At 64.4% G+C, this 17,522-nt stretch carries 20 protein-coding genes and 1 tRNA gene; 13 read left to right on the top strand and 8 right to left on the bottom strand.

Annotated features, from left to right (window positions below):
* Positions 1-19 precede the first annotated feature (19 nt).
* Positions 20-517 (top strand): RICIN domain-containing protein, encoded by a 498-nt coding sequence (locus ACKWRH_RS28905; RefSeq protein WP_445216290.1) that lies wholly within the window; start codon positions 20-22, stop codon positions 515-517.
* 17 nt (positions 518-534) lie between these two features.
* On the opposite strand, the gene ACKWRH_RS28900 is transcribed toward ACKWRH_RS28905, so the two are convergent.
* Positions 535-623, bottom strand: a tRNA-Leu gene (locus ACKWRH_RS28900).
* 175 nt (positions 624-798) lie between these two features.
* Here ACKWRH_RS28900 and ACKWRH_RS28895 point away from each other — a divergent pair.
* Positions 799-1,224: a twin-arginine translocation pathway signal gene (locus tag ACKWRH_RS28895; protein WP_445216289.1), complete on the top strand. Its 426-nt coding sequence runs from the start codon at positions 799-801 to the stop codon at positions 1,222-1,224.
* 21 nt (positions 1,225-1,245) lie between these two features.
* Here the strand turns inward: ACKWRH_RS28895 and ACKWRH_RS28890 are convergent, their stop codons facing one another.
* Together ACKWRH_RS28890 and ACKWRH_RS28885 are read right to left on the bottom strand one after the other, a co-directional pair.
* Positions 1,246-2,448 (bottom strand): FAD-dependent monooxygenase, encoded by a 1,203-nt coding sequence (locus tag ACKWRH_RS28890; protein ID WP_445216288.1) that lies wholly within the window; start codon positions 2,446-2,448, stop codon positions 1,246-1,248.
* 19 nt (positions 2,449-2,467) lie between these two features.
* A complete protein-coding gene (locus tag ACKWRH_RS28885; RefSeq protein WP_007602543.1) occupies positions 2,468-2,713 on the bottom strand; it encodes a zinc-finger domain-containing protein in 246 nt (81 codons plus the stop codon).
* A gap of 330 nt (positions 2,714-3,043) precedes the next feature.
* Here ACKWRH_RS28885 and ACKWRH_RS28880 point away from each other — a divergent pair, with 330 nt between their 5' ends.
* Together ACKWRH_RS28880 and ACKWRH_RS28875 are read left to right on the top strand one after the other, a co-directional pair.
* Positions 3,044-4,180 carry a hypothetical protein gene (locus tag ACKWRH_RS28880; RefSeq protein ID WP_445216287.1) on the top strand — a complete coding sequence of 379 codons (1,137 nt, stop codon included), beginning with the start codon at positions 3,044-3,046 and terminating at the stop codon, positions 4,178-4,180.
* A gap of 37 nt (positions 4,181-4,217) precedes the next feature.
* Positions 4,218-4,973, top strand: a complete 756-nt coding sequence (locus tag ACKWRH_RS28875) for an alpha/beta fold hydrolase (protein WP_445216286.1) — start codon at positions 4,218-4,220, stop codon at positions 4,971-4,973.
* On the opposite strand, the gene ACKWRH_RS28870 is transcribed toward ACKWRH_RS28875, so the two are convergent.
* Entirely contained in the window at positions 4,959-6,335 is a 1,377-nt protein-coding gene (locus tag ACKWRH_RS28870) for a hypothetical protein (RefSeq protein ID WP_445216285.1), read from the bottom strand. The two genes, ACKWRH_RS28875 and ACKWRH_RS28870, sit on opposite strands and share 15 nt — an antisense overlap.
* A gap of 277 nt (positions 6,336-6,612) precedes the next feature.
* Here ACKWRH_RS28870 and cysE point away from each other — a divergent pair, with 277 nt between their 5' ends.
* Both cysE and ACKWRH_RS28860 read left to right on the top strand, forming a co-directional pair.
* Positions 6,613-7,437 carry a serine O-acetyltransferase gene (cysE, locus tag ACKWRH_RS28865; RefSeq protein WP_014494283.1) on the top strand — a complete coding sequence of 275 codons (825 nt, stop codon included), beginning with the start codon at positions 6,613-6,615 and terminating at the stop codon, positions 7,435-7,437.
* Between the two features lie 124 nt (positions 7,438-7,561).
* Positions 7,562-7,780 carry a DUF3126 family protein gene (locus ACKWRH_RS28860; protein ID WP_007602550.1) on the top strand — a complete coding sequence of 73 codons (219 nt, stop codon included), beginning with the start codon at positions 7,562-7,564 and terminating at the stop codon, positions 7,778-7,780.
* A gap of 202 nt (positions 7,781-7,982) precedes the next feature.
* Here the strand turns inward: ACKWRH_RS28860 and ACKWRH_RS28855 are convergent, their stop codons facing one another.
* A complete protein-coding gene (locus tag ACKWRH_RS28855) occupies positions 7,983-8,900 on the bottom strand; it encodes a LysR family transcriptional regulator (RefSeq protein WP_445216284.1) in 918 nt (305 codons plus the stop codon).
* A gap of 193 nt (positions 8,901-9,093) precedes the next feature.
* Here ACKWRH_RS28855 and ACKWRH_RS28850 point away from each other — a divergent pair, with 193 nt between their 5' ends.
* The 5 genes from ACKWRH_RS28850 to glyA all read left to right on the top strand — a co-directional run bounded on the left by ACKWRH_RS28850 (position 9,094) and on the right by glyA (position 14,655).
* Entirely contained in the window at positions 9,094-10,122 is a 1,029-nt protein-coding gene (locus ACKWRH_RS28850) for a transporter substrate-binding domain-containing protein (RefSeq protein WP_445216283.1), read from the top strand.
* 53 nt (positions 10,123-10,175) lie between these two features.
* Positions 10,176-11,369, top strand: coding sequence for an ABC transporter permease subunit (locus ACKWRH_RS28845; RefSeq protein ID WP_445216282.1), 1,194 nt, complete (start codon positions 10,176-10,178; stop codon positions 11,367-11,369).
* On the top strand, positions 11,366-12,499 hold the full coding sequence (locus ACKWRH_RS28840; RefSeq protein WP_445216281.1) for an amino acid ABC transporter permease: 1,134 nt from the start codon (positions 11,366-11,368) through the stop codon (positions 12,497-12,499). The genes ACKWRH_RS28845 and ACKWRH_RS28840 overlap by 4 nt, the downstream gene beginning before the upstream one ends.
* Positions 12,496-13,290: an amino acid ABC transporter ATP-binding protein gene (locus ACKWRH_RS28835; RefSeq protein WP_445216280.1), complete on the top strand. Its 795-nt coding sequence runs from the start codon at positions 12,496-12,498 to the stop codon at positions 13,288-13,290. Before ACKWRH_RS28840 ends, ACKWRH_RS28835 begins: the two co-directional genes overlap by 4 nt.
* Before the next feature lie 63 nt (positions 13,291-13,353).
* Positions 13,354-14,655, top strand: a complete 1,302-nt coding sequence (gene glyA, locus ACKWRH_RS28830; RefSeq protein ID WP_445216279.1) for a serine hydroxymethyltransferase — start codon at positions 13,354-13,356, stop codon at positions 14,653-14,655.
* Between the two features lie 80 nt (positions 14,656-14,735).
* Here the strand turns inward: glyA and ACKWRH_RS28825 are convergent, their stop codons facing one another.
* Both ACKWRH_RS28825 and ACKWRH_RS28820 read right to left on the bottom strand, forming a co-directional pair.
* The gene (locus ACKWRH_RS28825) at positions 14,736-15,137 is read right to left on the bottom strand and encodes a PaaI family thioesterase (protein ID WP_445216278.1); all 402 of its coding nucleotides are present in this window, start codon (positions 15,135-15,137) and stop codon (positions 14,736-14,738) included.
* 195 nt (positions 15,138-15,332) lie between these two features.
* A complete protein-coding gene (locus ACKWRH_RS28820) occupies positions 15,333-16,040 on the bottom strand; it encodes a hypothetical protein (protein ID WP_445216277.1) in 708 nt (235 codons plus the stop codon).
* 223 nt (positions 16,041-16,263) lie between these two features.
* On the opposite strand from ACKWRH_RS28820, the gene ACKWRH_RS28815 reads away from it, so the two are divergent.
* Positions 16,264-16,593, top strand: a complete 330-nt coding sequence (locus ACKWRH_RS28815; RefSeq protein WP_014494286.1) for a DUF6949 family protein — start codon at positions 16,264-16,266, stop codon at positions 16,591-16,593.
* A 128-nt stretch (positions 16,594-16,721) separates the two neighbouring features.
* Positions 16,722-17,252, top strand: a complete 531-nt coding sequence (locus ACKWRH_RS28810) for a gamma carbonic anhydrase family protein (protein WP_041958647.1) — start codon at positions 16,722-16,724, stop codon at positions 17,250-17,252.
* Here ACKWRH_RS28810 and ACKWRH_RS28805 read toward each other — a convergent pair.
* The gene (locus ACKWRH_RS28805; RefSeq protein WP_445216276.1) at positions 17,249-17,413 is read right to left on the bottom strand and encodes a hypothetical protein; all 165 of its coding nucleotides are present in this window, start codon (positions 17,411-17,413) and stop codon (positions 17,249-17,251) included. The two genes, ACKWRH_RS28810 and ACKWRH_RS28805, sit on opposite strands and share 4 nt — an antisense overlap.
* Positions 17,414-17,522 lie beyond the last annotated feature (109 nt).

Below are 17,522 nucleotides of genomic sequence, written 5' to 3'. Positions count from 1 at the left end.
CCCGGGCAGAATCGACATCATGAACAATTTCGCCCTGCGGCTCATCGCGTTCTACCTGGCGCTGACCGGTGCATCGCATGCCCAGCAAGCCGGAGACACGTACGCCATTCAAAACCTTCAATCGGGTAAGAACCTGCGGCCTTACGCAGCGAAAACCAGTGATGGCAACGCGATCATTCTCTACGATCACTGGAGCTGGAAGTGCATGACTTGGCAATTCGTTCGGATCGAAGGCAACACCTATCAGTTGCGTAATCTCCACACTTCCAAAACCCTGGAGCCATCTGCGGCACCCGCGCCGGGCACTACCCTGTGGCAGCAGCCGCTCGGCGGCGCGAACACGCAAAACTGGGAGTTCATCCCGGAGCAGGGCGGTGCGTATCTCATCAAGCTCAAGGGCGCCCCCTTGTTCATCACGGCGTCGTCGCCTGAGACGAACTCGCCAATCGTCCTCTTGCCACGACAGAACTCTAGCTCTCAGCGGTGGAGATTGATCGAGCAGAACCCGTGGTTCTAGTGTCCAGTCAGAACTCGTGGTGCGGGCAGCCGGGGTCGAACCGGCACAGCGCTTGCGCGCCGAGGGATTTTAAGTCCCTTGCGTCTACCAATTCCGCCATGCCCGCTTGATCCAACGAGATCAACTAGTTAAGTCCACCTCCGGCCGTCTGGAATTGGTGCGTTTCGCGGGCCGGATGGGCGGTTCTTCCTTAAGCGAGCCGGCTGCGCAAGGCAAAGCCTCAATCCGGACATCTGTTGTTGCTTTAGGCATTCTCAATCCACGGGGACTATTCATCCGGCATGGCTGCTTCGTTTTCCTCTCGCCTGCGCGACTCGGGCGCATTTCTGGCGCTGCTCGCGGCGGGCGCGGCGCTGTCCGGCTGCGCCGGCATGACCGAGACGGTCGCACCGGCCTTTGCCGATCCCGGCAAGTACGAATTGTACGACTGCAAGCAACTCGAGGCTGAGCGTAAGGCGCTCGCCACCCGCACCGCCGATTTGCAGAGACTGATGGACAAGGCGCAGACCGGGGCGGGAGGCGCGGTCGTGTCCGAACTCGCCTATCGCAACGACTACATCGCGGTGCGCGGGCAGTCGCAACTTGTCGAGGAGGCCTGGCGCCGCAACAGGTGCCGGGAGACGCCGCCGAATGCAACGCCGACGGCCTCAGCGCCGCAGCCGCCGGTCATCAAGCCCGCCCCGCGATCCGGCAGCGCCGTTCGCTGAGCCGGCACGACTGCGCCCCCATCACGGCCGCCAGCCGTAGATCCAGTCCTGCCGCGCCAGCATGCGCTCCGGGCCGAGCGCGCGGATCGCAATATCGCGCGCGATCGCGAACGGCCCGCCGAGATGATAGATGCGGCCCTGCTGCCGCGCCGTCCGCTGCACCCGCCGCACCCGCGCCTGCCGCGCGCGGCCATATTGCTTGAGCGCCGCCGTGATGCCGGCCGCACTCTCGGCAGCCTCGAGGCTCAGGTGTCGGGCGAGCACGGCGGCATCCTCGATCGCCATGCCGGCGCCCTGGGCCGCGAATGGCAGCATCGCATGCACGGCGTCACCGAGCAGGCCGACCGGTCCATCGCTCCAGGGGCAGCCGTCGGGCACGCCGAACAGCGCCCATTTGCGCCAATTGTCGACGGCCGTGAGCATCATCCTGGCCGGCGATGGCCAGCGCGGCGCCGCGAAGGCGTCCATCACCTCGAACGGGTCGCCCGGCGTGCTCCAGCCGGGCCTGTTCCAGGTCCCCGGCAGCACCGCGACCACGTTGATCTGGCGCCCGCCGGCGATCGGATAAGCGACGAGATGGGCATTCGGCCCCATCCAGAGTTGCACCCGCCGCGCGGTAAAATCCTTCGGCAGTTGCGTGGCATCGAGCGTGCCGCGCCAGGCGATCAGGCCGGAGAAGCGCGGCTGCACCCCGGGAAACAGATGCTGGCGTACCGTCGACCAGATGCCGTCGGCGCCGATCAGTGCGCTGGCGAGATCGCTGCGGCGTATCGTGCCGCTGCGATGGACAACCGTCAGCCCCTTGGCGTGGGGCGCCACGTCCTCGAAGGTCGCACCTAACTTCAGGTCGATATCGGGATGGTCGGAGACCGCACCGGCCAGCGCGGATTGCAGGTCGGCGCGATGCACCACCCAATAGGGCGCGCCGGCCCGCGCGGAAGCGGCTTCGCCAAGCGGCATGCGCAGCAGTTCGCCGCCAGCCCGCGCGCTCATGACGCAGAGCGCCTCAGGCGTGACGGCGCTTCGCTTGAGCCGCTCGGTGAGGCCGAGTTCGACCAGCACGCGGCTGGCGTTTGGGGAGAGTTGCAGGCCGGCGCCGACTTCCTCGAGCCGCTCGGCCTTTTCCAGCACGACGATGCGGAAGCCGCGGGCTGCGAGCACAAGCGCGGCCGTCAGTCCACCTATGCCGGCACCGGCGATGACAATCGTTCGGGAGAGCGCCACCCCTGACCGATGGGAACGGTCAGGCCACCTTGTCCTTCAGCACGCATTCCGGCGGACGGGCTTCGCCGGCCTTCAGGTCGGCGGCGAAACGGTACAGCGTCGAGCAATAGGGGCAGATGATCTCGTTGTCGTTGCCGAGGTCCAGGAAGACGTGCGGATGATCGAACGGAGGGTTGGCGCCGACGCACATGAACTCTTGCGAGCCGATCTCGATGACGGGGACACCGGCATCGTTATGGAAGTGCGGGACGACATGGTCGGACATCGTAGTTCATCCTGGAGTGGCAATGGCGGCAGACACAATCAAACACTGACGCGGCATCTTTGAGGCGCCGCGGACCATACTGTTGGGTGCAGATGATTGCTAGTCCAGCGGAACCGAAAGGTTCGCAATTGCCCCATGCTCATTTGCTCATGCAAATTCGACACAATCTTGCGGCCTGAGAGAAGCCCTTCTTTCGTCGGGGACGTTGTGTCGCAATTTTGGCATACTATGTCTTTGGACGAGCGGAATTGCGACGAAAGACGAACCATCAGGCGCAATGATCTCGGGATCGTCCAGGCTCTTGGCACAACTCTTGGTATGACTCTTGGCATGAAGTGGCTGCGAATCGGCACGGCGTTGATCGGTATTGCGGCGTGCAGCTTCATGCTCGCGCAGGTAGCGCCGCATGCCCGCGAGGCCGGCGCGCTCCTCTCCGCCCAGGACGATCCGGCGGCGCTCTCCGAGCTCAAGCTCGATGCGCTGCTGCGGCAGAACGACCGCCTGGTTCAGGACAATATCGAGGCCGCGCTTGCCGCCGGCGACGCCGATCTCGCCGACAGTTTTGTCGCGCTGGCGCGTGAACGCAACATCGCGCTGCCCGACGACCTCCTCAACCGCGTGAGCGATGCGGTCAAGGAAGAAAATTCCACGGGGCATTTCGCCAAACGGTTCGCCACCGGCCTCGTCACCGGCAACGCCGACGATGTCGCGAGCCTGTCCGGAACCGTCGCCGGCGATCTCTTCGTGATCGGCGACATCAGGGACGTCGTGCGCGAGGGCAAGCACCTTGTCATGGGCGAGGACACCGATCGCCTGGTGCTGGGGCTTGCGACCGCGGGCCTTGCCGTGACGGCCGTGACCTACGTCTCCGTTGGTGGTGCTGCGCCTGTTCGCGCCGGACTGACGCTGGTGAAGGATGCCCGCAAGGTCGGACGGCTCGGCGAGGGACTTGCCGCATGGGCCGGCCGGTCGGCGCGCGAGGTGGTCGATACGCCGATGCTCCAGAACGCCGTCGCCAAGGGCTCGGTGTTCCGCCCCGGCGAGACCGCGAGCGCGATCAAGGCCGCGTTCCGTGCCGAGAAGGCCGGTGCGCTGGTCCGGCTCGGCAAGGACGTCACCCGGGTTGCCGAAAAGACCGGCACGCGCGGCGCCATGGATACGCTGCGCATCGCCGAAGGCCCGAAGGACGTCGCGCGCGCGGCCCGGCTGGCGGAAGCGCAGGGCGGCAAGACCCGCGCGATCATGAAGCTGCTCGGCCGCGGCGCGCTGCTGCTCGTCGGCGGCATGTTCGATCTGGCGCTCTGGCTGTTCGGCGCGGCACTGACGCTGTTTGGCCTGCTGTCCTCGATCAAGGCGGCGACGGAGCGCCTGACCCAGGCCTGGTGCGATCGCAGACGGGCGCGGCGCCTTCGCCGTGCCAAGATCGTCGCCGAAGCTGCACTGGCGAATGCGGCCGTCACGGCCTAAGATCAAGCCTCTCCCCCTCAAGACCGCGGAACTGCTGATGCCGAGCTTTCACAACGGCGCCGTTGAAATTGCCTATCTCGACGAAGGCGAGGGCGATCCGATCATCCTGGTGCACGGCTTTGCCTCGAGCAAGAACGTGAACTGGGTCTATCCGACCTGGGTCTCGGAACTGCGCAAGAACGGCCGCCGTGTCATTGCGCTGGACAATCGCGGCCATGGCGAAAGCGCAAAGCTCTACGAGCCCACGCAGTACTCGATCCCGACCATGGCCGGCGACGTGCTCGCGCTGATGGATCACCTCGCGATCCCGCAGGCCGACATGATGGGCTATTCGATGGGCGGACGGATGACGGCCTGGCTCTCTCTCAACGAGTCGCAGCGCCTGCGCTCGGCGATCCTCGGCGGCATCGGCATCGGCGGCCTGATCGAGGGCACCGGGCCCGGCGAGAACGTCGCGAAGGCGCTGGAGGCGCCCTCGCTCGACGACGTCACCGATCCGGTCGGCCGCACGTTTCGCGCCTTCGCCGATCAGACCCGTTCCGACCATCGTGCGCTCGCCGCCTGCCTGCGCGGCACCCGCGACCTCATGACGAAGGAAGAGGCCGCGCGCATCGACGTGCCCGTGCTGATCGCGGTCGGCAGCACCGACGATGTCGCAGGATCCGCCAGCGCGCTCGGCGCCATCATCCCGGGATCGGAAGTGCTCGACATCCCCAACCGCGACCACATGCGCGCGGTCGGCGACAAGGTCTACAAGACCGGCGTGCTCGACTTCCTGTCACGCCGCGGCTGAGGTCTCGTCGTCAGGCTGGTCGTCACCGAAACGACGCGCCAGCGCCATCAGCGCCACGAAGGTCGCGACCCACACCATCCGTGCGCCGTAGCGGTCGTGCGGACCCGAGATCACGCCGCAGATGAAGGCGTTGCCGAGCAGCGCCAGCGTGACGGTTGCCGCCAGCAGCGTCAGATCGTCGAGCCGGCGGCTTGCGAGCGCATGCGCGAGCAGCCCGACCAGCGCCAGCATCGAGGCCAGCGCGACGGGAACGTGCAGCCAGTTGACGGGATCGAAATCGAGGCCGTGATTCTGTTGCCGCGCCGCGCGCATCGGCGCGACCTGCGCCGGGATGTAGCGCTCGATGATGCCGTAGGTGTGTCCGATCCAGACGCTGGCACCTTCGCCGGTGGCCACATGCAGCAATTGCTGGCCCATCGCCCGCAACGCCGCGCCGGCCTGCCACGCCGGATAGTCGGCGAGCGAATGCACGACGATATAGCCCATCTCGTCGTTCATGCCTTCGAAGCGGCCGAGCGTGTTGAACATGCTCTTGCCCCACAGGAACTCGTCGGCGGTTGCCGGCAATTGGTTGCGATAGGGACAGAGCTTGTAGTGCTCGCGCGGGCAATGATCGTCGAGGAAGCGCGCGACGATACCGTCCTGCATCATGCGTCCGAAAGCGACGCCATAGCCGCCGGGCGTCCAGGCCCATTTGCCCGACAGAGCGTGGTTTGCCGACACCAGCATCAGGCCGCCGGCGACGATGGTGAGGCTTGCCTGCGCTAATCCGGCGAGCGGCAGACGGCTCCCCAGGAACGGCCGCACCATCCATCCGGCGGCGCAGAGACCGAGCAGCACGCCGAGTGTGGCGCTGTGGGTTGCGGCGGCAAAGGCGGTGAAGACGAACAGCGAGATCTTTTCGAGGCCCGACGTCCGGCTCGCGCCGACGACCAGCAAGAACAGGGACAGGATCGAGAGCCCTGCAAAGATGTCCGTGAGCAGCATGCTCGCGAGCCAGGGCAGTGCGGTCGACAGGATCAGGCAGAGGCTGATCGCGACGAAGCGAGACGTCTGCATCAACCCGAGTACGCGCAGCGTCAGTTGCAACAGCCACAGCGTTGCCAGCGACTGGACCGCGAGATTGATCCAGAAGCCGAAATTCTCGCCGTAGTGCAGATAGAGGCCGAACACGGTGGAGCGGCTCGGGACCAGATAGCCTTCGTACCAGCGCGCCAGATAGCCGCCGGTATCCCATTGCAACAGCGGATAGCCGTTCCAGAACGCCGGCGCGATCAAGAGGAGGGGCAGTCCCACCGCCGCCAGCCGCAGCCAAAAGGTACCCGCGGCGCCCGCGCGCAATTGATCGGTGGTGATGCTCAAATCCGCTCCGTCGTGTTCCCCGACCATGCCCGCAATAACCGTCGAGGCGGAATTCACCAATAGTTTGATGGTGCCCGGCTTGAATTTGGCAAAACCCTGACCATTTTGAGCCGACCTCGCCGCCTGGGGGCGTCAGAAGAAACTGTTGTGTTTCAAGGCGTTGGCGTGCTTTCGCGGAGCAACTCACTGTTCACTCTCAGGCAAGCCCGTCGGGACTTCGTCGGCTAGACTGTGGTATAGAGCCAGCAAAATGAGCCAATTCGAAAGAGCAGATCCTATGGCAGTGCATCAGGTCAGTCCGGGAGGAAAGCTCGCAACGCTCGATCCGATCTGGGATCGGATCCGCGGCGAGGCGGAGGACATCGTCCATCGCGAGCCGGAGCTTGCGACCTTCATCTACTCGACGGTGCTGCATCACAGTCGCCTGGAAGATTCGGTGATCCATCGTCTCGCCGACCGGCTCGATCATTCCGCACTGTCGGGCGATCTCGTTCGCCAGACTTATGACGAGGCGCTGCGCGAGGCCCCCGATCTCGGCAACGCCTTCCGCGCCGATCTCGTCGCCGTCTACGACCGCGATCCCGCGACTTCCCGCTTCATCGACCCCTTGCTCTACTTCAAGGGCTTTCACGCCATTCAGACCCATCGCCTCGCGCACTGGCTCTATCTGAAAGGCCGCAAGGACTTTGCGTATTATCTCCAGAGCCGCGCGTCCGCGGTGTTCCAGACCGACATCAATCCGGCCGCGCGCATCGGCCGCGGCATCTTCCTCGACCACGCCACCGGCTTCGTCTGCGGTGAGACCGCGGTGATCGAGGACGACGTCTCGATCCTGCACGGCGTCACGCTCGGCGGCACCGGCAAGGAGAACGAGGACCGCCATCCGAAGATCCGTCACGGCGTCCTGATCGGCGCCGGCGCAAAGATACTCGGCAACATCGAGATCGGTCATTGCGCGCGCATCGCCGCCGGCTCGGTCGTGGTCAAGCCGGTGCCGCACAACGTCACGGTTGCCGGTGTGCCCGCCAAGATCGTTGGCGAGGCCGGCTGCGCCGAGCCGTCGCGCACCATGGATCAGATGATCAACGCGATGGGACTTTGAGCGAGAGAAAAGGGCCGGATTCTGCGGCCCTGTTCGTCCCCAAATTCTTTGGCAATTCATGCTGGCGGTTCGTCGCGTCTCGTCCTAAAACCCCGCCAACCCAGATTTCGATTGGAGACTTGCCGTGGACGTCAAGGAAGTAAGGAAGCTCGACGCGTATCTGAAGCGCGTATTCGGCAATCCCAAGATCCGCGTCGTGCCGCGGCCGAAGAAGGATGATTCCGCCGAGGTCTATATCGGTGAGGAGTTCATCGGCGTGCTCTTCGTCGATGACGAGGATGATGATCGCTCGTTCCAGTTCCAGATGGCGATCCTCGAGGACGATCTCGTCGATCAGGAATAGTCGCCTCTCGCCATTGCGCGCGAAGCGGAGTCTTCGCCGCGCGCGGCGTTCTCTCGTGTCCCGGCTGTGCACGGCGTCCGGGGCACGCATCGAAGATCGAGGCGCGCTCTTTCCACATCGTCATTGCGAGCGCAGCGAAGCAATCCGGAGTCCTTCCGCGGAGGGATTCTGGATTGCTTCGCTGCGCTCGTAATGACGGGGATTAGCCCTTCACTGCCGAACCCGTCATCGACGTCGCCACCGCTCGAATCTCGTCGACGAATTCGGCGATCGCCGGATTGCGCCTTTCACCGGTGCGGAACGCCACGAATATCTGTCGTGTGATGATCGGCCGGATCTCTTTGAGGCGCAACGTGCCGATATGATCGCGCCCGCGTAGCCCCGGATTGATCGAGACCGAGCAGCCCGCCTCGACCATGGCCCTGACCACTTCAAAACTGTGGCAGCGGGCGTTGACGATGGGATCGAAGCCGGCATTGCGGCAAGCGCCGACGATCACGTCCGAATAGGTGGCGGACGTCGTGTCGAGAACCCATCGCTCCGTCGCAAGCTCGGGCAAGGTGAGATGAGGCCGCTCAGCTAGCGGATGGTCACGCGGCAGCATGACGTGGAGGTGGTCGTCCAGAAGATGCAGCATCTCGACCTGCGTCTCCGAGAGGCTCGCCGACGTGGTGAGGTCGTCGACAATCGCGACGTCCGTCTGCCAGGCGCGCAGCGCGGCCAGGCTGTCGTCGGGCTCGAGCTCCTCGAATATCGTCGCCAGATCGGGGAAGCGAGCCGACATCGCGCGGATCGTCGGCGGAATGAGAGATGCGGCGACCGAGGGAAATGCCGAGACGCGCAACTCGCCGGCGACGGTCTTCTTCAACTCCGCAAGATCAGTCTTCGCTTCCTCCAGGATGCCGATGACCCGGCCGGCATGATCCACCAGTCGCTGCCCAGCCGGCGTCAGCCGTACGCCACGGCCCCTGCGTTCCACCAGTTCGACCCCGGTCTCGTCCTCGAGCTGCGCGATTTGCTGCGAAACGGCTGACGGAGAGATCAGCAAGGCTTCAGCGACGGCTGCCATTGTTTTTCGCAGCGAAAGCTCACGAAGCGTGCGGAGGCGGGCGAAATCCATCCATTGGCTCCAACAAATGCCCAAAAGGCAATCATGCATATCTTCTAATGTATATCGCGAAATTAATTAAGTAGACCAGAATTGTTTTGCGCCTGTAGCCTTCATTCCCAGAGCAGTTCGGGCCCTTCACAAGAGGAGCAGATCCCATGCCCGGCTGAGATGCGTCGGACGACGACAACAGAGGGATTCTCGGATGGCTCGTTCCAAATTTCTGGTCGCTGCGTTCGCCGCGGCATCGCTGTGGGCGTCAGGCGCATCCGCCGCCGTCCTGGACAACGTCAAGCAGCGTGGCGTGCTGAATTGCGGCACCGACAACACGGCCCCAGGCTTCGGCTACCTCAATACCAAGACCGGCAAGATCGAAGGCCTCGATGCCGATTTCTGCCGCGCCATGGCGGCAGCGGTTCTCGGCGATGCCAGCAAGGTCAATTTCGTCATCGTCACCGACAAGAGCCGCTTCAACGCCTTGCAGACCGGACAAGCCGACGTCGTCTTTGCACATACGACCGTCAAACCGGTGCGCGAATCCGCGATCGGCATCGATTTCCTGCCGATCAATTTCTACGACGGCACCGGGATGATGGTGAAAGCGGCGTCCGGCGTGAAATCCGTCGCGGAATTGGACGGCGCGACGATCTGCACGACGCAGGGCTCCGGCACCGAAGCCACGCTCGCCAGCTTCGTCCGCGTGCGCGGTTTCAAGACCACCAAGGTTCTCACCTTCGAGAATCTCGAGAAGCTGTTTGGCGCGCTCCAGAGCGATCGCTGCAACGCGATGTCGACGGACAAATCTGCGCTTGCAGCCTGGCGAGGCAACTCGCCCAAGCCGGACGACTTCACCATCCTGCCCGAGACTCTCAACAAGTCCCCATTCGCCGGCTTCGTCATCGCCAACGATTCCAGATGGCGCAATCTCCTGCGCTGGGCGACGTTCGCGCTGTTCCAGGCGGAGGAGTGGGACATCACCACAGCCAATCTTGCCGACAGGATGAAGGACGAGAGCGCGTTCGTGCAGAAATTCCTCGGCGTGAAGGATGGTTTCGGCAAGGATTTCGGCGTCGCCGACGATTTCGTCGTCAGCATGATCAAGTCCGTCGGCAATTACGGCGAGATCTACGACCGTAATCTCGGACCCAAGACACCATACTTCATCGATCGTGCCGGCACGCCCAACGCGATGTGGACCAAGGGCGGCGCCGAGTACTCGCCTCCGTGGAACTGAGCCACATGGTCAGGGGCGAGCCGAATGGCTCGCCCCGATCCCGGGAGGGCGTCGTGAGCACAGAGATCGCCGAATATCACAGCATCCCGCCGGCGCGTCGCGGCCTGCTGATCGCGTCCAGATGGCTCTTGCAGGCCGCGATTGTGATGGTGGTGGCGGGACTCGTCGTCTGGCTCGGCCTCGCGGTTCGTGAGGCGCTCGCCCGCAAGGGCATCCAGTTCTCGTTCGGCTATCTCGGCAATGTCGCGAATTTCAGTCTCAGCGAAGGCTTCGTCCTGTCACGTGACGGCAACTGGCCGGTGCTGGAGCTTTTCTCGCCCTCCCACAGCAATCTCCAGGCACTACTTGCGGGTCTATGGAATTCCCTGAAGGTCGCGCTCTCGGCGATCCTCCTCTGCACAATGTTCGGGACGCTCGTCGGCATCGGCCGGCTCTCGACCAACTGGCTGGTGCGCAACCTCTGCTTTGGACTGGTCGAAGCCATACGCAACACGCCGCTGCTGATCCAGATCGTGTTCTGGTATTTTGCGGTGGTCCTGCGGTTTCCTCCCGCCAACGCCGCTTCGAACTGGTTCGGCGGCCTCCTTGCCAGTCGTTCGGGTGTGTTCTTTCCCGGCCTCGCGATCTCCGAGCGCACCAGCGCTGCGTCCTGGGGATTGCTCGCTACCGCCTTCGCCTTGGTCGTCGCCTGCGTGGTTCTGCGCGGGCTGCGCCTCCGGCTGACCCTCCTGGCGGCGGCGCTCTCGGCCATGATCGCAACCGCTGTCGTCGGCTTCCCTCTCGGCCTCGACCTGCCGGTCGCGACCCGGTTCGGCGCGCGCGGAGGCTTTGCCATCTCACCGGAAATGACGGCACTTCTCATCGCGATCGTCGTCAACAGCTCCGCCTATGTCGCCGAGATCGTCCGCGGCGCAATCGAGGCCTTGCCGAAAGGGCAATGGGAAGCCTCTGCCTCGCTTGGATTGTCGCGGTCCCACACGCTGCGCGACATCATCCTTCCCCAGGTCTTCCGGATCGTCCTGCCGTCTCTCGCCAACCGATATATCAGCCTGACGAAGGACACCTCGCTCGGGATCGCAATCGGCTTCCCTGACCTGTTCAACGTCTACGGCACCGTCTCGAACCAGACCGGGCGAAACCTCGAAGGCGTCGTGATCGTGATGCTGACTTACCTCGCGCTGAGCTGGATCATCAGCGCCTGCGTGAACGGCATCAACGTGCGCGTCAATGGACGGAGGGCGCGATGACCACGGTCGCGCTGCGGTGGGTTCACCGCAATCTCTTCGCCAAGCCGTTCGATGCCGCGCTTTCGCTTGTCGTCATCCCGATGCTGGCCTGGGCGCTTTATGCCTTTGCGTACTGGGCGCTGGTCCAGGCGCATTGGCAAGTCGTCGGCGGCAGCTTCAAGGTGCTGATGACCGGCATCTATCCCGCCGACCAGTTGTGGCGGGCGTGGTTCTCCGTCGCGACGCTCTGCATGATGTTCGGTGCGGGTCTTGGCCTATCGCTCCGCCCGGGGCGAGTTGCGCTGACGGCCGTCGCATCGGTCGCGCTCTTGATCGCGGCGGCGTTGGCAGCCGTGATTGACGTGCATTCCGGCATGCTTGCCGCCGCCAGCGCTGCGCTCGGCATCGCGGTATGGGCTAGCGTGCATCGCACGAATGTGGACCAACGCATCGTGCTATCCGGACTTCTTGCGGGCGTGGTCGCGATCTTCGTCGTGCTCTCGCCGCCGGGCTTCGAGGTCTGGGGCGGTCTGCTGCTCAGCGTCGTCCTGACGATCGCAGTCTCGATCCTGACCCTGCCTTTCGGCATCCTGCTTGCGCTCGGCCGGCAAAGCCGCATCACCAGCCTGCGCGTGATCTCGACCGCCTATATCGAGACGATGCGGTCGGTGCCATTGATCCTCGTCGTCTACTGGATCTGGATCATCGTGCCGCTGCTGGCGCCGGACACCTCCGTGCCGGGCCTGCTCCGCGGCATGGCCGGTTTCGCGCTGTTCTTCGCGGCCTATGTCGCCGAATATGTCCGCAGCGGACTTCAGGCGGTGCCGAAGGGTCAGATCGAGGCGGCCAAGTCGCTCGCCATGAGCAGCTGGACGCTCAATGTCGATATCGTCTTGCCGCAGGCGCTGCGGGTTGTCGTTCCCTCGCTGGTCGGACAGATCCTCGACACCTTCAACGGCGCAACCCTGGTCTTCATCATCGGCCTGACCGATTTCCTGCGCGCCGGACAGATGATCCTCGCCGATCCACAGAACAGCGGCCGGACCTACGAGATCTACGTCTTTCTCTTCGCCGTCTATCTCGCCATCGGCGGGGCCATCACCTACGCCTCGCGCCGCCTCGAAGCCCATCTCGCAAGGGGATCACGATGAATGCCATCCAGATTCCGGTACCCGCCGTATCGCGCGAAATCATCGTCAGCATCGGCCGCCTCAACAAGTCCTTTGGAGCGTTCCATGTTCTGAAGGATGTCGATCTCGACGTCGGGCGCGGCGAAGTCGTCGTCGTCATCGGCGCCAGCGGCTCGGGGAAGTCGACCCTGATCCGCTGCGTCAACGGCCTGGAAATGTATCAGAGCGGGCGCCTGACCGTCGACGGTTTCAACATGCCGACGGAGGCCGATCTCGCGATCGGCGGTGAGAAGGAATTGGCCAGGATCCGCAAGGGCGTCGGCATGGTGTTCCAGCAGTTCAATCTGTTCCCGCATATGAGCGCGATCGACAATGTCGCGATTGCGCCGATCCGGGTGCGCGGCCGCAAGCCCGACGAGGCGAGGGCGAACGCGTTGCGCCTGCTCGATCGGGTGGGCTTGCGCGACCACGCCCACAAGCTTCCCTCCCAGCTCTCCGGCGGTCAGCAGCAGCGCGTCGCAATCGCCCGGTCGCTGGCGATGGAGCCGCATATCATGCTGTTCGATGAGCCGACCTCGGCGCTCGACCCCGAGATGGTCGGCGAAGTGCTCGACGTCATGCGCGAGCTCGCGCGCGAAGGCATGACCATGATGATCGTGACCCACGAGATGGGTTTCGCCCGCGAGGTCGCCGATCGCGTCGTCTACATCGATCACGGACGGATCCTGGAGATCGGCACGCCGGCCGAGATATTCGACCGGCCGACGCACGAACGAACCCGAACCTTTCTCTCGCGCGTGCTTCGTCACTGACGAAGGCGCCACCGCCGCGCAGAAAGAGCGCAGAATTCCGACCACCTAGAAAGAGGATGACACATGTCACTTGCGACGGGCGCAGCTCAGGCCCATTCGACCGACGTCAACTGGCACAGCCTTTTTGGTGCTGATGCCCATCAGGCCGGCGCTGACGTCGTCGCGCTGATCGATCAGGACCGCAAGAGGGAGGCGCTGTCCCTCAACATGATCGCTTCCGCCTCCTATGCGCCACTCGGCCTGCGGCAGATCGAGGGGACCCATCTCGTCAACCGCGCGCCGATGGGACTGCCCGGCCGGCGCAGCGTCGCCAATTGCGAAGAACTCGACGCGATCGAGAACCTCGCGATCAACAGGGCGAAGGCGATCTTCGGCGCCGAATACGTCAATGTGCAGGCGCTGTCTTCGACCATTGCCAACGTCGCCGTCCTGCGCGCGATCCTGCCTCCCGAAGGCGCGCGGCTGCTGACCTTCGACGAGCTCGCCGGCGGCCATGTCAGCCACGGCGCCATGCGCCATATCACGGGCGCGAACCGCGAGGTGGTTTCATTCGGCGTGACCCGCACCGGCGCGGTCGATCTGGATCAGGCCCGCGACCTCGCACGCAAGACAAGGCCGCATGTCTTGCTCGCCGGCCCGTCCTCCTATCCGCGCGAGATCGACTTCGCGGGATTGAAGACCATCGCCGACGAGGTCGATGCGCTGCTCTTCACCGACATTGCCCATGTCGCGGGACTGATCGCGGCCGGCCTCCATGCCAATCCCGTTCCCTTCTCCGACGTTTCCACGAGCTCGACGCAGAAGACTTTGTGCGGACCGCGCAACGGCGCCTTTGTATTCGCCAAGGAGCGCTTCGGCGCCGCCATCGACGCCGCTGTCTATCCCGGCCTGCAAGGGCCGGCAGCTTCGAACATGATCGCGGCGCGGGCCGTGCAGATGGAGATGATTACCCGCCCGGCTTTCGCGCAGCTCATGCGCGACGTCGTCGCGAATGCGAAGGCTTTCGCTGCGGGCCTGGAGGAGGGTGGCATCGAGCTCTACACCGGAGGCACGGACTCGCACATGATCATGGCCTACACCGGCGAAAGCTGGACGCAGCCGGAATTGGTGGCGGGGCTCGGTGCTTATGGTGTCATCGGCAACGCCATGCGTGCGCCGGGGCAAGCTGGAGAGCCGCGCACCGCCTTCCGCTTCGGCAGCGTCGCATTGACGATCCGCGGCTTCGACGTAGCCGAGACGAGGAAGCTCGGTCGCGAAGTTGCCGAGATCTTGCGTGCCGGCCCGAGCGCTTCCGTCGACCCCGCGCGGCTTCGCGGGCTGAGGGATCTGGCCAACGCCCATCCCATTCCATCCTTCGTCGATTGATCCAGCATGCGGCCGACGTGGCGCCCGGGGCAGTTCCGCCCCGGGCGTCTCCACCCCTCGACCGCATATCGACGGGAACGCTACGTGCCCTCAGGATCGGTCTTTTTCCTGAGAATCCGCAGCCGCGCCGTGGCGTCGGCGACCGTGATGCCCTTGGTGTCGACGAGATCGGCCTGCACGATGATGGCACGATCCGTCCGCTCCACCACCCGCGCCCGTGCCGTGATCGGCCCAACGCCGGCAGGCTTCAAAAAGCGCGTATCGAGATTCTGCGTCACGACCGTGAGATCGGCCGTGAGCGCCGCCAAAGCGGCAATTCCGATGGCCGAGTCCAGCATCGCGGCCAGAAAGCCGCCCTGGATCGTCCCATGCCTGTTGGTGAAGGACGGCTGAGCCTGGAAGCGGATCAGAGCGATTTCGCCCGTCTCGTCAAACCCCAGCCATTCGCGCCCAAGCAACTGGGCGCCGGGTGGGAGATGCATTGCCGCATCATTCAAATCGACCTCCCCATGATGCCGTTCTGCTCCTGTGTTGCCCGACGCGTCAAGTTGGACTTCGAAAAAGACGAAGTCGTGACCGATGCCTGGCTACTGTGCATGGGGTTGTTTTCGATATTTTTTGTTGGGGCCTCCGGTCCGTCCCGTCAGCCGATCTCGCGGCAGGGCGGAAATCCGCGCTCATCCCTTTGGTCCGCGCAGTTGCGCTGACAGCCGGTCCAGCGCTTCCGCGACATCGCGCCATTGCGACAGCCAGCTCCGCGGAAAGCGGAAGGTGAGATCGGCGCCGCCGACACGGCGCTCGGAGAGACACATGCCGGGTGTCGCCGCATCGCGCGTGCAGCGTGCGGTCAGCGCGGGGCTTGCGGCGGAATAGAAGTCCTCGCTGCCATAGGGCGTGTCGGCGCGGAACATCCGCATCGTCAGCCCGTCCGCCGCACTGGTCGCGGCCTGGTCGAGATAGCGCGGATAGATCGTGGCTATTCGCTGCTCCGGCGCCAGCGCATCGTGATGCGCCGATATCGACAGGAAGACACGGTCGATCGGTTGCATCGCCTCTTCCACGGTGTCGGCGGTGACATGTTTCGGCGCGCCCGGCGGCTCAAGCGAAGGGTAGAGGAAGTCGAGATCGATGCGCTCCTGCGGCCCGGAGTGCCGCTGGATCTTCATCCGGATCGCGGTCGTGGGAACGTTGAACAGCGTGCCGCCGACACTCACCGGCAGCCGATCCGGAGCATTCGCGCCGCCCGAGCCCCAGGTCGGCCACAGCAAATAGGCGACGAGCGCCACCGCGCCCAGCGCCGCAGTGCCGCCGAGCACGATCGGGACGACATGCGCCCGAGGGTGCGTCCTGGAGGACCTAAGGGGAGTTGCCGAAAACATCGTCATGAGCTTGCGCAAGTCGAACCGGGAAGTCGGCCGGTGGCCGACGAATCAGCGGCGAATATGCCATGCGGCGGCGAATTCGCGGAGCGTTCCCGACCGCCGGGGCGGGGGAGAGCCCTGCGCGGATCGGCCACCGCTGTTAACCTTCCCTTAAGGATAATGTAGCGTTAACCGGCACTCTTTGTCACAGGAAGGCTCCGGCGTTGCGTAAGGGCGGACCGTTCCGATGACACCTGAAGCCTTCAATTCTCTGTTCTCGATCTGCATCGGTTTCGCGCTCGCGGGCGCGCTCGTCAACGGTTACCAGGCGTTTGCGCAACGGCCGGCAGGCTTCGGCCTGTTGCAGGACGGCGTGGCGCCGAAGACGTTTGCCGCGGTTCCGTTCCTGGTCTTCGCGGCGCCCTTCATCATCATGCGCAACACATTGCGCGGCATGCGGGTGGAAAGCCGCCGCGTCGAATTCGTGATGATGGCGACCGTCATCGCCGGCTTCTGGAGCATGATGAGCGGCACCTTCTTCCTGATGACGCTGCGCGCGGCCGGCGTTCTGGTCTGACGCTTCCGTTGCACGGGACGCCCTGCGTTCCCAGGGACGCTCGGCGTCCCAGGCTGCGTGGCGCGGCGGCCCTTTGCCTCGGCGTCGCCGTTTCGCTATGGCTGGGGTTGACGCGACAGGAGAACCTCATGGCGATCTACGAGCTCGACGGACAGGCACCCGATCTTCCGGCCGACGGGAATTACTTCATCGCCGAGACCGCGACCGTGATCGGCCGCGTGCGCCTGAAGCCCGGTGCGAGCGTCTGGTTCGGCGCCGTGCTGCGCGGCGACAATGAATGGATCGAGATCGGCGAGGGCGCCAATGTGCAGGATGGCTCGACCTGCCACACCGACCTCGGCTTTCCCCTGGTCATCGGCAAGAACTGCACCGTCGGCCATAACGTCATCCTGCACGGCTGCACGATCGAGGAGGGCGCGCTCGTCGGGATGGGCTCGATCGTGATGAACGGCGCGAAGATCGGCCGCAACAGCATCGTCGGCGCGGGCTCGGTCATCACCGAGGGCAAGGAATTTCCCGAACGCTCCCTGATCATCGGCTCGCCCGCGCGCGTGATCCGCACGCTCGACGATGCCCAGGTGCAGAAGATGGGGAGTGCGGCGAGGTTCTACGTGGCCAACGGCCCGCGTTTCCAGAAAGGCCTGAAGCGGATCGGCTAACTGCCTTCGGACTCGCGGGCTTCCATAGTGCCCGCAATCTTCTCGTGGCCAGCCGACCACAGCGCATGCTCATCGCTGCCGTCCGAGTAGGGATTGGCTTCGGCCGGGATGTTTTCGCGCGCGGCGCGTTCGCCCTCTGCAAAAGGATCGCGATCGGTCATCGTGGTTTGGCCTTTCTGGCTTTGGAACGCGCAGCCCACTTGGCAGGGTCCTTGTTTGCGCTGATCGCGCCTCCATCCTCGCTTTCAAGCTGATGTGACGGGATTTGTT

This window comes from Bradyrhizobium sp. Pa8 (assembly GCF_052588265.1).
This window is presented reverse-complemented; position numbering and strand designations above follow the sequence as displayed.